Consider the following 15,445-nt stretch of genomic DNA (forward strand, 5'->3'; position numbering starts at 1 on the left):
CCGCCCGGGCAGGGCCTATCCGTTGTGGCGGATCAGTGAGTCGACCAGGCCGGCGCGGGTGTTGGGGAAGTCGAGCGCCACGATCCCGAGACCACGCCAGCCGCTCGCCTCGCTTCCGTTGATGAAGGAGTGGACCCGCGGGTTGAGGCTGTCGGAGTTCCAGCGGGGCGGCAGGTACGCCGCCGTACTGACGTAGTTGATGAACAGCTTCCCGGGCTGCTGCACCGCCTTGCGGAAGTGCGCCTCGATCTTGGGGTACTTGGAGTTGGGCGGGGCGTTCCAGTCGTCCTGGATGTCGAACAGCGAGCCGTCCCCGTACCGGACGCCGGGCAGACCGCCGTTGTCGCCGAGCAGCACGACCCTGCCGCGCGACTGGCCGAGCGTGGGCACCCCGTCGCCGATGCGGAACAGCGGGCGCCAGCCCCTGTTGTCGAGATAGTCGTCGAAGACGGCTCGGAAGGTGGCGTCGCTGTCCTGCGAGTACTCCTGCTTGACCCGCATCAGGACGGTTTCGGAGGGGTGGGCGGCGAGGAAGTCGCGGCAGGCGATGAGCACGTCGCCGAACATCAGGTTCTGGAAGAAGGCGGCGTGGTGGATGGCGAACGAGCCGCCGGTGACCCGGCACCGTACGTCGAGGAAGCGGATGCCGCTGTTCAACTGGTCGGCGATGGTGATGTTCTGGCATTCCACCCACAGTCCGCCGAAGCGGGCACCCGAGTCATGGGTACCTGGGATGGTCAGCCGTTGCAGGGGTGTCGAGTCGGCGGCGCCGGCCATCCAGTCCTGGGCGGACAGGGTGCGGCGCGGCGCGGCGGTGGCGTGGGGGGCGCCGATGAGGGCGGCGGCGGAAAACGCCGCGGCCCCCGCGAGAAATCTCCGTCGGTCCATGAGCCCGGAGTATGACGGGACCGCGTCAAGAGTCGCCAGAGTCCGTACACAGCGAACTCGTCACCCGGCGGGAAACGCGCGCCGTTGCGCCGGTGGAGAGCGCCGCCCGACCGCCGGGCGAACGCCGACGGGGCGGCGGACCTGTGGCCCGACCGCCGGGCGAACGCCGACGGGGCGGCGGACCTGTGGCCCGCCGCCCCGTCCCGTACCCGTTGTGCCGCTACTTCACGACCGTGATCCGGCCCGTCGCCGGCGGCGCGAGCGGGGCGGCCGCACTGGAGTGCGCGGCGAAGTAGGCGGTGAGAATGTCCAGGTCGGACCCGCCCACCAGCTTGTTCTTGTGCTCCTTCAGGACCGGGAAGCCGTCGCCGCCGCCCGCCAGGAACTCGTTCATCGCGACGCGGTAGGTCTTCGCCGGGTCGATCGCCTCGCCGTTCAGCTTCACCGAGTCCACGACAATGCGATCGGCTCCCGCCTTGGTCATGTCCAGGGTGTAGGTGAAGCCCTTGGAGACCTGCAGGATCTTCGGGGCTGCCGCGTTGGCGCCACTGACCTGCTGCTGGAGCAGAGTGATCAGCTGGGCGCCGGTCAGGTCGACCGCCGTCATCATGTTGGTGAACGGCTGCACGGTGAAGGCCTCGCCGTAGGTCACCACACCGTCGCCCTCACCGCCGCCCGCCTTGTGGACCAGGCCCGCGCGGATGCCGCCCGGGTTCATGAAGGCGATCTGCGCGCCGCCCTTGTCGGCCGGGGCCATGCCCTCCAGCTGCGCGTCCGCGATCAGGTCGCCGATCGGCTTCTCGGGGGCGTCGAAGGGGTTCTCGATGTCGGCGGAGATGTAGCCGACGGGCCGGCTCGCGATCGGCGCGGCCAGCGCGTTCCAGCGCTGGATCAGCCGGGTCATGTCCTCGGCCTTGGCCACGTCACGGGTGACGACATGGTTCGCGGAGGCGACGGAGGTGCGGACGATGTCCCTGGTGCGACGGTCGTAGGTGAGCGTCGTGTCGGTGTACAGCTTGCCGAACGAGGCCGCCGAGGTGACGGTGCGCGGCTTGCCCGACGGATCCGGGATGCTGCACGCGTACGCCTGGTGGGTGTGGCCGGTGACCAGGGCGTCGACCTGCGGGCTGACGTTCTTGGCGATGTCGACGATCGGGCCGGAGATGCCGTCGCCGGGGCCCGGGCTGTCGCAGTTGTAGTTGTACGAGGACGAGGCCGGTGCCCCGCCCTCGTGCAGCAGCGCGACGATCGACTTGACGCCCTTGCGCTCCAGCACCTTGGTGTACTTGTTGATCGTCTCGACCTCGTCGCCGAACTTCAGGCCCTTGACGCCCTCGGCGGAGACGATGTTCGGCGTGCCCTCCAGGGTGACGCCGATGAAGCCGATCCTGACCCCGTTCCTCTCCCAGATGAAGTACGGGTCGAGCAGCGGCTTGCCGGTCTTCTCCTTCGCCACGTTCGCGGCGAGGTACGGGAAGTTCGCGCCCCGGAACTTCTTGCCCTCCTCGAAGCAGCCCTCGGTGGCGTGACAGCCGCCGTTCTGCATCCGGGCGAGCTCCTTGGCGCCCTCGTCGAACTCGTGGTTGCCGACGGAGGAGACATCGAGCTTCAGCCGGTTCAGGGCCTCGATGGTCGGCTCGTCGTGGAAGAGCCCGGAGAGCAGCGGCGAGGCACCGATCATGTCGCCGGCCGCGGCGGTGACGGAGAACTTGTTGCCCTTGCGGGCCTCACGCAGATGCGTGGCGAGGTACTCGACGCCACCGGCGTCGATGGTCCTGGTGGTGCCGTCCTCGTTGGTGTGCGTGACCCGCCCGGCCGAGCCGGCGGGCGGCTCCAGGTTGCCGTGCAGGTCGTTGAAGGAGAGCAGCTGCACATCGACGGTGCGCGGCGTGTGGTGCCGTCCGCCGTGGCGGTCCCCGCTCGTCGCCCCGGCCGGCAGCGCGGCAAGGAGTGCGCCGACGGTGGCGAGACCGGCAGCGGTGGCGAGTATGCGCCGGGTCCGCTTGGCCGCGCGGTGATGGTGTGGTGTCGCTGACATCTGTCCCCTTGTCAGTTCCAGCGTGTTGTGAGGGTCGAGCGGCAGCCTAGAGTCAACGCGCGTAGCGCGACAGGGGGATGTGGGTTACGACCTGGTTGCCATCGTTCGTGAACCGGAGATTCTGCCCGTATCACCCATGTGGCGGACATAGTTGGGCGGGAACGTCGCCGGGCTGCTTCGCCGAGAAGGCCGACAGGAGCCGAGGGCGATCGCCCCGGGACACACGCGAGGACCCGGCGCCCCAGGTGAACACGGGGTGATCGTCAGGACGGAAGGAACGGACGGATGATCCCGGCTCGGCGGCGCGCAGAAGCGGGGGCACATCGTGCGCGCCCGCGCCGGGCGGGCCGAGCGGATGCGCCACGTGCTGGTCGCACGCCCCGTCGGCAAGTGACCCCGGCCACCACCCCGCCGTACCCTCGATCCATGACGATCGACGCAGTGATTCCGGAGCCCGGCCGGCAGATCCAAGCCCTCGACGAGCTCAGCCACGAGCAGGCGCAGGCCGTGCTCGGTGTGCTCGCCGACGCTGCCCGGTCCGACGGTATGCAGGCCGTGTCCGAGCAGGGGCAGCTGCAGCTGCGCGGCGGGAAGCGCGAGGGCGTACAGCATTTCCTTCTCACGGTCGACGGCGTGCTCATCGGGTACGCGCAGCTGGAGGACACCGACCCGGTCGAGGCCCCTGCCGCCGAACTCGTCGTGCATCCCGGGCATCGCGGGCGCGGGCACGGGCGGGCGCTGGGGTCCGCGCTGCTGGGGGCGTCGGGCAAGCGGCTGCGGGTGTGGGCGCACGGCGGGAAGTCCGCGGCCCGGCATCTGGCCCAGGTGCTCGGGCTCACCCTCTTCCGTGAACTGCGCCAACTGCGGAAGCCGTTGAGCGCCGGCAGCGTTCCCGAGCCGGTGTATCCGCCCGGCGTGACCGTACGCACCTTTGTGCCCGGCGAGGACGATGAGGCGTGGCTCGCGGTGAACGCCGCCGCCTTTGCGCACCACCCCGAGCAGGGGTCGCTGATCCAGCGGGATCTTGACGACCGCAAGGCCGAGCCATGGTTCGACCCGAAGGGTTTCTTCCTCGCCGAGCGGGGCGGCGAGATCGTCGGCTTCCACTGGACGAAGGTGCACGCCGAGGAGCAGCTCGGAGAGGTGTACGTCGTCGGTGTCCGCCCCGACGCGCAGGGCGGGGGTCTCGGCACGGCGCTGACCGCCACCGGCCTGCGCTATCTCACGGCGCAGGGCGTGCCGACCGCGATGCTCTACGTCGACGCGGACAACCTGGCGGCGATGCGGGTCTACGAGGCGATGGGGTTCGTCACCCACGAGGTGGATCTGATGTACCGCACGGAGTCCTGACAACCCAGGAGAAAGCAGACGCAGGGGCCGGTGGGCATTGACACCGGCCCCTCTCTTGCACCACTCTTCCACTACTCAATTAGTGAAAGGGTGGTGCAGCATCGTGGTCGAGTTCCGTATCGACCGGCGCAGTGGCGTCGCCACCTATCTCCAGATCGTCCAGCAGACCAAACAGGCCCTGCGCCTCGGCCTCCTGGAACCCGGCGACCGGCTGCCCACGGCCCGCGAGGTCGTCGAAGCCACGGCGATCAACCCGAACACCGTGCTCAAGGCCTACCGCGAACTGGAACGCGAAGGCCTCGTCGAAGCACGCCGCGGACTCGGCACGTTCGTCACCGGCACCCTCGGCGGCGGCACCCCGGCGGACCACACCGCCCTGCGCGCCGAGCTCACCGACTGGGTGGCCCGGGCCCGCGGCGCCGGTCTGGAGAAGGACGACATCACAGCGCTCTTCACCTCCGTGGTGGAAGAGCCGGACAAGGGGGACGGCGCATGACAGCCGCAGCCATCGAGGCAAGGGGCCTCGGCCAGAGTTACGGAAGGCGGCGCGGGCACGCCCTGCGCGACGTCTCCTTCCGGATACCCACCGGACGCGTCTGCGCCCTCGTCGGCCCCAACGGCGCCGGCAAGTCCACGCTCCTCGCGCTCGCGGCCGGACTGCTGCGTCCGGGCGAAGGCGTCCTGCGCGTCCTCGGCACCGACCCCGCCTCCGTACGCGAGAAGTTCGCCTACGTCGCCCAGGCCAAGCCCCTCCACCCGCAGCTCACCGTCGCCGACACACTGCGCCTGGGCCGCGAGCTCAACCCCGCCCGCTGGGACGCCTCGATCGCCGAACGCGTCGTCGCCGACGGCGAGCTGGACCCCGGCGCCCGCGTCCGCTCGCTGTCCGGCGGCCAGCGCACCCGGGTCGCACTCGCCCTCGCCCTCGGCAAGCGTCCCGAGCTGATGCTGCTGGACGAGCCGATGGCCGACCTCGATCCGCTCGCCCGCCACCGCCTGATGGGCACTCTGATGGCCGGGGCCGCCGAGCACGGCACCACCGTCGTGATCTCCTCGCACATCCTCACCGAGCTGGAGGCCACCTGCGACTACGTCCTCCTCGTCGACGGCGGCCGGATCCGTCTCGGCGGCGAGACCGAGGATCTGATCGCCGCGCACACCCTGCTCACCGGGCCGGTCGCCGACCTCGCCCCGCACACCGTCGTCGAGTCCCGGACGACAGGACGTCAGCTGACCGCGCTGGTACGGGGGTCCGGCGCGGTCGGCGACGTCTGGCAGACGGACCGCCCGTCCCTGGAGGAACTGCTCATGGCCCATCTCCGCAGCCCCGGCGCCCCGGCGCTGCTCACGCCGAGCGCGGAGGTGTCGGCATGAGCACCCCTGTGACCCCGACGGTCCCCGCGTCGTCCCCGACCGCGTACAACGCCCCCGCCTCCCGCGGCCTGCGCGGCCTGACCTGGGCCGTCCTGCGCCTCCACCGCGGCGCGCTGCTGGTCGCCGCCGGGTCCGTCGCCGCCGGAGCCGTCGCTCTCGCCTGGCTGCGCACCGTCGGCCCGGCTGCCGCACGGGCCAGCGGCCCCTGCGGATCCTCCGACACGGACCTGCCGCCGTGCGAGGACTTCGCCGGCTCCGCCATCTCCGCGTACGCCGGCAACATGAGCCTGGCGGCCACGCTGATCGCCTGGCTGCCGTTCGCCGTCGCCGTGTACGCGGGCGGCGTGCTGATCGGCCGCGAGCTGGAGCGCGGCACCGCCGCCCTGGCCTGGACCCAGTCCGTCACCCCGGCCCGCTGGCTCGCCGCGAAACTCCTGCTCCCCGCCCTGCTGATCACCGCAGGCACCGCTTTGCTGTCCCTGCTGTACCGGTGGGCACGCAACGGGGGCCCGAGTGCCCTGGCCGACGAGTGGTACTACGACGACGTGTTCCGCGCACTCGGGCCCGTGAGCATCGCGTACGCGCTCTGCGGCCTTGCCATCGGCGCGCTCGCGGGCCTGTTGCTCCGCCGCGCCCTGCCCGCAGCGGGCCTCGCGCTCCTCACCACCGGCTTCCTGACCGTCCTCGGCGGGCGCCACCGCGAGCAGCTGTGGCCGGCCACGGACCGCACCACCACCGGCTCCGCGGCCGACCTCACCAACGGCACCTGGCAGCTGGCGAACGGCGTGCTGAGCACATCCGGGCAGCGCATCGCGGCGACCCCCTGCTGGGACGAGTACGAGCAGGCACTGGCACAGTGCCAGTCACGGGAGGGCATCACCGGCAGCTACGCCGTCTTCCATCCCGCCTCGCACTTCTGGCCGCTCCAGCTCGTCGAGACCGGTATCGTCCTGGCGCTGACAGCAGTGCTCACCGTCGCGGCGTTCGCCGTGCTGCGCCGCCGCCACGCCTGACACGATTCGTATACGCGTGCGTAGGGCTCCCGGGTTCCGACTCCGGGGAGCCCTGCCCCGCTTTCCCTCACGTCATGTCGTTGTTACCAGGCATTCAGACGCTCTTGCGACCCTCACCCAATGCAGCCCGCTGTGCCCGCCTCCCCCAACGGGAGAAATCCCCGCATCCCGGCCGCCTCCGACGCGCCCCTCGGGCCTCGGGCGCGGAAGAATGGGTTCATGAGCCAGCAGCCCGCCGAGGTCCCGGTCCAGCACCCCCAGCCGTCCGTCGGTTCCATAGCCGCGCACCGACCGCACACCGTCGCCGCCACGGTGTCCGATCTCGAGCCCGACATCGACTCGGATCTCGACTCCTACGAAGACGATCACGAATCGATCGGCCCCGAACTGCCGCAGGGCCGGTTCCTGGACCGCGAGCGCAGCTGGCTCGCGTTCAACGAACGCGTCCTGGAACTCGCCGAGGACCCGTCGACCCCGCTGCTGGAGCGCGCGAACTTCCTGGCGATCTTCGCCTCCAACCTGGACGAGTTCTTCATGGTCCGGGTGGCCGGCCTCAAGCGCCGCATCGCCACCGGCGTCGCCACCCGCTCCGCCTCGGGTCTGCAGCCCCGCGAGGTCCTCGACCTGATCTGGACCCGCTCCCGCGAGCTCATGGCCCGGCACGCCGCGTGCTACCAGCAGGACGTGGCCCCCGCGCTCGCCGAGGAGGGCATCCATGTCATCCGCTGGCCCGAACTCACCGAGAAGGAGCAGGCGCGCCTCTTCACGCTCTTCCGCCAGCAGATCTTCCCGGTGCTCACCCCGCTGGCCGTCGACCCCGCGCACCCCTTCCCGTACATCTCGGGCCTGTCCCTGAACCTCGCGGTCGTCGTGCGCAACCCCGTCAGCGGCCACCGCCACTTCGCCCGGGTCAAGGTGCCGCCGCTGCTCACCCGCTTCCTGGAGGCCTCCCCGAACCGCTACGTCCCCCTCGAGGACGTCATCGCCGCGCATCTCGAGGAGCTCTTCCCCGGGATGGAGGTGCTGGCCCACCACATGTTCCGGGTGACCCGCAACGAGGACCTTGAGGTGGAGGAGGACGACGCCGAGAACCTCCTGAAGGCTCTGGAGAAGGAGCTCATGCGGCGCCGTTTCGGCCCGCCGGTGCGCCTGGAGGTCGAGGAGTCCATCGACCCGTACGTCCTCGACCTGCTGGTGCGCGAGCTGAAGGTCTCCGACGCCGAGGTGTACCCCCTGCCCGGGCCGCTGGACCTGACCGGACTGTTCGGGATCGCCGCCCTGGACCGGCCCGAGCTGAAGTACCCGAAGTTCATCGCGGGCACCCACCGGGACCTCTCCGAGGTCGAGTCCGCGTCCGCGCCCGACATCTTCATGGCACTGCGCGAACGAGACGTCCTGCTGCACCACCCGTACGACTCGTTCTCCACCTCCGTCCAGGCCTTCCTGGAACAGGCCGCCGGCGACCCCGACGTGCTCGCCATCAAGCAGACGCTGTACCGGACCTCGGGCGACTCCCCGATCGTCGACGCGCTGATCGATGCCGCCGAGTCCGGCAAGCAGGTCCTCGTCCTCGTCGAGATCAAGGCCCGCTTCGACGAGCAGGCCAACATCAAGTGGGCGCGCAAGCTGGAGGAGGCCGGCTGCCATGTCGTGTACGGGCTGGTGGGGCTGAAGACCCACTGCAAGCTGTCGCTGGTGGTCCGCCAGGAGGGCGAGGTCCTGCGGCGCTACTCGCACGTCGGCACCGGCAACTACCACCCCAAGACGGCCCGGCTGTACGAGGACCTGGGGCTGCTGACCGCGGACCCGCAGGTCGGCGCGGACCTCTCCGACCTGTTCAACCGGCTGTCCGGCTACTCGCGCCGCGAGACCTACCGACGGCTGCTGGTCGCCCCCAAGTCCCTGCGCGACGGCCTGGTGTCGCGGATCAACAAGGAAGCCGCGCACCACCGGGCCGGCCGCCCCGCCTACGTACGCATCAAGGTCAACTCGATGGTGGACGAGGCGGTCATCGACGCCTGCTACCGGGCGGCCATGACGGGCGTGCCGGTCGACATCTGGGTACGCGGTATCTGCGCGATACGCCCCGGCGTGACGGGCCTCTCGGAGAACGTCCGGGTGCGCTCCGTACTCGGCCGCTTCCTGGAACACTCCCGGATCTTCGCCTTCGGCAACGGCGGCGAACCCGAAGTGTGGTTCGGCAGCGCCGACATGATGCACCGAAACCTCGATCGACGGATCGAGGCACTGGTACGGGTCACCGACCCGGCCCACCGCGCGGCCCTCAGCAGAATGCTGGAGACCGGCATGTCCGACAGCACGTCCTCCTGGCACCTCGGCCCGGACGGCGCGTGGACACGACATGCCACGGACTCCGACGGCCAGCCGCTGCGGCACGTACAGGAGATGCTCATAGACGCCCGGAGGCGCCGGCGTGCACAGCCCTGAACTTTCCCGGCAGGACACCACGACGACCGCCGCGGTCACGGCGGGCGACGCGGTGGCCCGCTACCTCCATGCGCAGGCGGCCGACTTCCTGCGCAGTCTGCGGCTGCACAGCGAGAGCGGCGCGGACACGGCGGTCGCCGCGGACGCGGCACGCGCGCTGCGCCAGTCGTCGCGCCGTATCAGCGGAACGCTGCACACCTTCCGTCCGCTGCTGGACCCGGCATGGGCGGACGGACTGCGCGCGGAGCTGGCGTGGCTGTCGGCCACGCTGGCCCAGGAACACGCGCACACCTCACGGCTCGACCGCCTCCTGGAGGCCCTCTCCCGCCTGTCGGGCACGGCACCGCTCCCCTCCGCGAGGATCCCGTACCCGCCCCTGGGCGACGCCCGCGGGACCGGCGCCGCGGCGGGCGGCCTCGCGGGACCCGGCCGTCCGGCGGGTCCGCGCGACGCCGATTCCATGGCGGGGGACGGTGCCGAAGGCGTTACGACCCCCACCGGCGGAGGACCAGGTGGTCCGGCCGCCCCGGCCGACGACCTGACGGGAGCCGGTGGTGCGGCCGCCGGGACCCACGGCTCCGGGCGCACGACCGGCTCGGGCGCGGACCGTGTCCCCGCCCCCGGCGGTGCCGCATCCTCGGCCGACCCCGGCAGGTCCGTCGGCGCGGCCGTCCCCGCGCGCTCGGGCGAAGCCCGCCCCGGCACCACTCACGCCGCGTCCCGCTCGGCGGGGCCCGGCACGAGCGTGTCCGCCGAGGCGCGGCGCGCCACCGGGACGCTCGCCGTCGGGGCCGCGCGGGCCGGGGCGCTGCTCGAGCGGCAGCTGACACTCGCCCGGACCCGTGCACACTCCGCCGCGCTGCAGGCGCTCGGGTCGTCCCGGTTCCACGCCGTCGCGGACGCCGTCGCTTTACTGGCCTCCGAGCTCCCTCTCGCTCCCGCCGCCGACGGCCCGGCCGCCCCGGCCCTGGCGCTGTCCGCCGAGATCGCCGAGCGGCGGTTGCTGGAGGCCGTCGCCACGCTGCCGCTGGGCCGCGCCGCCCACCCGTACAACGCGGACGCACTGGTCAACGGCCTCTCCACCGCCACCGCCGGGGACGAGCAGGACGCGCCCTGGCACCAGGTCCGCCAGTTGCTGCGCCTGCACCGCTACGCCCAGGAAGTGCTGCACCCCGACGCGGACCAGATGCTCTGGCACGCGGGGCGCGTCCTGGACCGGCACCGGGACGCCGCCGAGGCCGCGGCGGCCGCCGCGGCCGCCGCCCGTACCCCCCGTATCGCTCCCGCGACGGCCTACGCCCTCGGTGTGCTCCACGCCGACCAGCGGCATGAGGTCGAGGCCGCCCGTTTCGCCTTCCAGCAGGAGTGGCGGCGCGCCACGGCGGTGTCCGCCCCATGACGGAGGACACCGTGTTCGCCGCGGGATGCGTGCTCTGGCGCCGCTCCCCGTACGGCGACGGCGGTGTGGAGGTCTGTCTCGTCCACAGGCCCAAGTACGACGACTGGTCGTTCCCGAAGGGGAAGCTCAAGCGGGGTGAGGACGAGATCACCGCGGCGCTGCGCGAAGTGCTGGAGGAGACCGGTCACCGCTGTGTCCCCGGCGGCCGCCTGCCCACCGCCCGCTACGTGGCGAACGGCCGCCCCAAGCAGGTCGCGTACTGGGCGGCCGAGGCGACCAGCGGCTCCTTCGCCGCGAGCGGCGAGGTCGACCACATCGTCTGGCTCCCCCCGGCCGCGGCCCGCAACCGTCTCACCCAGCCGCGCGACCGCACTCTCCTCGATGCGCTTCTCGAGGCCCTGCACGTGGCGTGAGCAGGGATGACGCACCGTGCGGCGGGCGTCGGCCCCTGGTCCGCGCAGCCCCATTACACGCAGCGCGATCACCCGGCCGGGCGAACACGGAAGCCAGCACCAGGCCGCCCTGCACGGTTCACCTGCCGTTCACTCTCTCCCGTCGGCCGCTTCATCTCATCTGCTTAATTTCGGCCTTACACGGTGACCAGTACAGCGCTGGTCCCCCCACCCCGACGCACGCCGCCAGTGTCCGGCGGCAACTGGAAGGAACACCCGAAAGTGAAGCTTCAGCGCAAGAACGGGCTTCGCGCCACCGCGCTCGGCGCCCTCGCCGTCTCCGGCGCCCTGGTCCTCACGGCGTGTGGTTCGGACAACAACGCCCCGGGCGAGAGCGGCGACAAGAAGACCAGCGCCGCCTCGAACATCAAGTGCGACGACGCCAAGGGCAAGCTGCTGGCCTCCGGTTCCAGCGCGCAGAAGAACGCCATGGACCTCTGGGTCAAGAACTACATGGCCGCCTGCACCGGTGTGGAGATCAACTACAAGGCCTCCTCCTCCGGTGAGGGCATCATCGCCTTCAACCAGGGCACCGTCGGCTTCGCCGGCTCGGACTCGGCCCTCAAGCCCGAAGAGGTCGAGGAGTCCAAGAAGATCTGCAAGGGCGGTCAGGGCATCAACCTGCCCATGGTCGGCGGCCCGATCGCCATCGGCTACAACCTGCCGGGCGTGGAGAGCCTGAACCTGGACGCTCCCACCCTTGCCAAGATCTTCAACGGCAAGATCAAGAAGTGGAACGACGAGGCGATCGCCAAGCTGAACGAGGGCGCCAAGCTCCCGGACACCGAGATCCAGCCCTTCCACCGCTCCGAGGACTCCGGCACCACGCAGAACCTCGGCAAGTACCTCGCCGCCACCGCCGCGAAGGACTGGCCGTACGAGCCCGAGAAGAAGTGGCCGGCCCCGGGTGGCCAGGCCGCGTCCGGCTCCGCCGGTGTCGCCGCCCAGGTCAAGCAGTCCGAGGGCTCCATCGGCTACTTCGAGCTGTCCTACGCGACCTCGCAGTCCATCCCGACCGTGAAGATCGCCACCGGTGCGGCCGCCCCGGTCGAGGCCACCTCCGAGAACGCCTCCAAGGCCATCGCCGCCGCCAAGATCAAGGGCACCGGCAAGGACCTGGCCCTCGGCCTCGACTACGCCACGAAGGCTGACGGCGCCTACCCGATCGTCCTGGTGACCTACGAGGTCGTCTGCGACAACGGCAACAAGGCCGACACCCTCGGCACCGTCAAGTCCTTCCTCACCTACACGGCCTCCGACGAGGGCCAGAAGGTCCTGTCCGAAGCGGGCTACGCCCCGATCCCGGCCGAGATCAACGCCAAGGTCCGCGAGACCGTCGCGGGTCTGAAGTAACAACGAGTCGGGGGGGGGGGGGGGGGGGCCCCCCCCCCCCCCCCCCCGGGCCCCCCCCCCCCCGCGCCCCCCCCGCGCGCGGGGCCTCCCAACCCCCCCGCGCGCGGCCGGGGGGCCCCCCCCCCCCCCCCCCCCGACCCTCCGGTGCACCGCCGCCAGGGGAGCCGCACAGCTCCCCCACCCCAGACCGGAAAGATCATGGCTTCCACGACACCCACAGACTCTCTGCCTCCAGCGCCGGCTCCGCCGGTCTCCAGGAAGCGGGCCACCACGGGCCGCGCGGGCGACAAGGTCTTCCTCGGCCTGTCCCGCGGCTCGGGCATCCTGCTTCTGGTGATCATGGCGTCGATCGCCGCGTTCCTCACCTACCGCGCCACGCTCGCCATCTCGAAGGACGAGGGCAACTTCCTCACGACCTTCGACTGGAACCCGGCGGGCGACCCGCCGGTCTTCGGCATCGCGGTCCTCCTCTTCGGCACGATCGTCAGCTCGGTCATCGCGATGGCGATCGCCGTACCGATCGCCGTCGGTATCGCGCTGTTCATCTCGCACTACGCGCCGCGCAGGCTTGCCGCCCCCATCGCCTACGTCGTCGATCTGCTGGCCGCCGTGCCGTCGATCATCTACGGCATCTGGGGCGCGCTCTTCCTGGTCCCCTACCTCGAGGGCCTCAACCTCTGGCTCGACGAGTTCTTCGGCTGGACCTACCTCTTCGAGAAGACCGAGGTCGGCGTCGCCCGCTCGCTCTTCACCGTGGGCATCCTGCTGGCGATCATGATCCTTCCGATCGTGACCAGCGTCAGCCGCGAGGTCTTCCTCCAGGTTCCCCGGATGCACGAGGAAGCCGCTCTGGCCCTCGGCGCCACCCGCTGGGAAGTCATCCGTATGTCGGTCCTTCCCTTCGGCCGTTCGGGCGTGATCTCCGCCTCGATGCTGGGCCTGGGCCGTGCGCTCGGCGAGACGATGGCCGTCGCCACGGTGCTGTCGCCGAGCTTCCTGATCTCCCTCCACCTGCTCAACCCGGGCGGCGGAACCTTCGCGCAGAACATCGCCGCGAAGTTCGACGAGGCCAATGAGCTCGGACGCGACGCCCTGATCGCCTCCGGCCTGGTGCTGTTCGTCCTCACCCTGCTGGTCAACGGCGCGGCCCGCCTGATCATCGCGCGCCGCAAGGAGTACTCGGGGGCCAACGCATGAGCCACACAGCCGTACAGGAAAGGCGCACGCCGACGCCCGAGCGCGGCGGCAGCCTCAGCGCCCGGTCGCTCCCGCGCGGAGCGCAGGCCGTGTTCGCCCTCGTGTCCGTCGCTCTCGGTGTCGGGATCGGCATCGTGGCGGGCTGGGAGAGCCGGATCCAGTGGGGTCTGATCTCCGCCCTGCTCTTCGTCACCATCTCGTACGTGATCACCAGCGCCGTCGAGAACAAGCGCCAGGCCAAGGACCGGCTCGCCACCAGCATCGTCTGGGTGTGCTTCATCCTCGCCGTGGTCCCGCTGTTCTCGCTGCTCTGGGTCACCGTCAGCCGCGGCGTGAAGGTGCTCGACGGGTACTTCCTCAGCCACTCCATGGCCGGCGTCCCCGGCTTCGAGCCCGGCGGCGGTGTCTATCACGCGATCGTCGGAACCCTGGAGCAGGTCGGCATCGCCACCGCGATCTCCGTCCCGATCGGCCTGATGACCGCCGTCTACCTGGTCGAGTACGGCAAGGGCGCACTGGCCAAGGCCGTGACCTTCTTCGTCGACGTCATGACGGGTATCCCGTCGATCGTCGCCGGTCTCTTCCTGCTGTCGATCATGCTGATGTTCGACCTGCAGCCGTCCGGCCTGATGGGCGCGCTGGCGCTGGCGATCCTGATGATCCCCGTCGTGGTCCGCTCCACCGAGGAGATGCTCAAGCTCGTCCCGAACGAGCTGCGCGAGGCCTCGCTGGCCCTCGGTGTGCCGAAGTACCGCACGATCCTCAAGGTGGTCATCCCGACCGCGCTCGGCGGCATCACCACAGGTGTGATGCTCGCGATCGCGCGTATCGCCGGTGAGACCGCCCCGATCATGCTGCTGGTCTTCGGCGGCCAGCTGATCAACGCCAACCCCTTCGAAGGCGCCCAGTCCTCGCTCCCCTTCTACATCTGGGAGCAGTACCGGGTCGGCAGCGAGGCGTCGTACGACCGCGCCTGGGCCGCCGCCCTGGTCCTGATCGCCTTCGTCATGATCCTCAACCTGGTGGCCCGCGGCATCGCCCGCTGGAAGGCCCCGAAGACCGGCCGTTAAGGCCTCGATATTCGGCTCCGCCGGGCGGGGCCCACGAAAGAGCAGTGATTCACATGGCCAAGCGAATCGACGTCAGCGGACTGACCGCCTACTACGGAACCCACAAGGCGATCGAGGACATCTCGATGACCGTGGAGCCGCGCTCGGTGACGGCCTTCATCGGCCCCTCCGGCTGCGGCAAGTCCACCTTCCTGCGCACCCTGAACCGTATGCACGAGGTCACCCCCGGTGGCCGCGTCGAGGGCAAGGTGCTGCTGGACGACGAGAACCTGTACGCCTCGAGCGTCGACCCCGTCGCCGTACGCCGTACGGTCGGCATGGTCTTCCAGCGCCCGAACCCGTTCCCGACCATGTCGATCTTCGACAATGTCGCGGCGGGCCTGCGCCTGAACGGCTCGTACAAGAAGAACGAGCTCGCGGACGTCGTCGAGCGGTCCCTCAAGGGCGCGAACCTCTGGAACGAGGTCAAGGACCGCCTCAACAAGCCCGGCTCCGGCCTCTCCGGTGGCCAGCAGCAGCGCCTGTGCATCGCCCGCGCGATCGCGGTCGAGCCCGACGTGCTGCTGATGGACGAGCCCTGCTCGGCCCTGGACCCGATCTCCACGCTGGCGATCGAGGACCTGATCGGCGAGCTCAAGGAACGCTTCACCATCGTCATCGTGACGCACAACATGCAGCAGGCGGCGCGCGTCTCCGACCGCACGGCCTTCTTCAACCTGGCCGCGGTCGGCCAGCCGGGCAAGCTGATCGAAATCGACGAGACGGAGCGTATCTTCGCCAACCCGTCCGTCCAGGCGACCGAGGACTACATCTCGGGCCGCTTCGGATAAAGAGCATCCGGTCGAGGGTCGGCCGGGACCGGG

General features: G+C 70.6%; 13 protein-coding genes. 11 read left to right on the forward strand and 2 right to left on the reverse strand.

The features are described from left to right. Positions 1-15: 15 nt before the first annotated feature. Both ACFYWI_RS08530 and ACFYWI_RS08535 read right to left on the reverse strand, forming a co-directional pair. A complete protein-coding gene (locus tag ACFYWI_RS08530) occupies positions 16-888 on the reverse strand; it encodes a phosphatidylinositol-specific phospholipase C (RefSeq protein ID WP_389227210.1) in 873 nt (290 codons plus the stop codon). Between the two features lie 220 nt (positions 889-1,108). Then, complete coding sequence (locus tag ACFYWI_RS08535; RefSeq protein WP_389227213.1) at positions 1,109-2,926, reverse strand: bifunctional metallophosphatase/5'-nucleotidase; 1,818 nt, start codon at positions 2,924-2,926, stop codon at positions 1,109-1,111. 426 nt (positions 2,927-3,352) lie between these two features. Between ACFYWI_RS08535 and mshD the strand changes: the two genes are divergently transcribed. The 11 genes from mshD (at position 3,353) to pstB (ending at position 15,412) form a co-directional block, all read left to right on the forward strand. After that, on the forward strand, positions 3,353-4,276 hold the full coding sequence (mshD, locus tag ACFYWI_RS08540; protein ID WP_389227216.1) for a mycothiol synthase: 924 nt from the start codon (positions 3,353-3,355) through the stop codon (positions 4,274-4,276). Positions 4,277-4,379: 103 nt separating this feature from the next. After that, positions 4,380-4,772 (forward strand): GntR family transcriptional regulator, encoded by a 393-nt coding sequence (locus tag ACFYWI_RS08545; RefSeq protein WP_389227219.1) that lies wholly within the window; start codon positions 4,380-4,382, stop codon positions 4,770-4,772. Then, positions 4,769-5,650 (forward strand): ABC transporter ATP-binding protein, encoded by an 882-nt coding sequence (locus ACFYWI_RS08550; protein ID WP_389227222.1) that lies wholly within the window; start codon positions 4,769-4,771, stop codon positions 5,648-5,650. The genes ACFYWI_RS08545 and ACFYWI_RS08550 overlap by 4 nt, the downstream gene beginning before the upstream one ends. Next, a complete protein-coding gene (locus ACFYWI_RS08555) occupies positions 5,647-6,663 on the forward strand; it encodes a hypothetical protein (RefSeq protein ID WP_389227225.1) in 1,017 nt (338 codons plus the stop codon). Before ACFYWI_RS08550 ends, ACFYWI_RS08555 begins: the two co-directional genes overlap by 4 nt. Before the next feature lie 219 nt (positions 6,664-6,882). Next, positions 6,883-9,111, forward strand: a complete 2,229-nt coding sequence (locus ACFYWI_RS08560; RefSeq protein WP_389227228.1) for an RNA degradosome polyphosphate kinase — start codon at positions 6,883-6,885, stop codon at positions 9,109-9,111. Further along, on the forward strand, positions 9,098-10,510 hold the full coding sequence (locus ACFYWI_RS08565) for a CHAD domain-containing protein (protein ID WP_389227231.1): 1,413 nt from the start codon (positions 9,098-9,100) through the stop codon (positions 10,508-10,510). The genes ACFYWI_RS08560 and ACFYWI_RS08565 overlap by 14 nt, the downstream gene beginning before the upstream one ends. Beyond that, the gene (locus tag ACFYWI_RS08570) at positions 10,507-10,923 is read left to right on the forward strand and encodes an NUDIX hydrolase (RefSeq protein WP_389227234.1); all 417 of its coding nucleotides are present in this window, start codon (positions 10,507-10,509) and stop codon (positions 10,921-10,923) included. Before ACFYWI_RS08565 ends, ACFYWI_RS08570 begins: the two co-directional genes overlap by 4 nt. 261 nt (positions 10,924-11,184) lie before the next feature. Next, the gene (gene pstS / locus ACFYWI_RS08575; protein WP_389227237.1) at positions 11,185-12,315 is read left to right on the forward strand and encodes a phosphate ABC transporter substrate-binding protein PstS; all 1,131 of its coding nucleotides are present in this window, start codon (positions 11,185-11,187) and stop codon (positions 12,313-12,315) included. A gap of 198 nt (positions 12,316-12,513) precedes the next feature. Next, entirely contained in the window at positions 12,514-13,512 is a 999-nt protein-coding gene (gene pstC, locus ACFYWI_RS08580; protein WP_389227240.1) for a phosphate ABC transporter permease subunit PstC, read from the forward strand. Next, positions 13,509-14,582 carry a phosphate ABC transporter permease PstA gene (gene pstA / locus ACFYWI_RS08585; RefSeq protein ID WP_389227243.1) on the forward strand — a complete coding sequence of 358 codons (1,074 nt, stop codon included), beginning with the start codon at positions 13,509-13,511 and terminating at the stop codon, positions 14,580-14,582. Before pstC ends, pstA begins: the two co-directional genes overlap by 4 nt. A 53-nt stretch (positions 14,583-14,635) precedes the next feature. Then, positions 14,636-15,412, forward strand: coding sequence for a phosphate ABC transporter ATP-binding protein PstB (gene pstB, locus ACFYWI_RS08590; protein WP_389227246.1), 777 nt, complete (start codon positions 14,636-14,638; stop codon positions 15,410-15,412). Positions 15,413-15,445 lie beyond the last annotated feature (33 nt).

This window comes from Streptomyces sp. NPDC002889 (assembly GCF_042888425.1).
GTDB lineage: Bacteria > Actinomycetota > Actinomycetes > Streptomycetales > Streptomycetaceae > Streptomyces.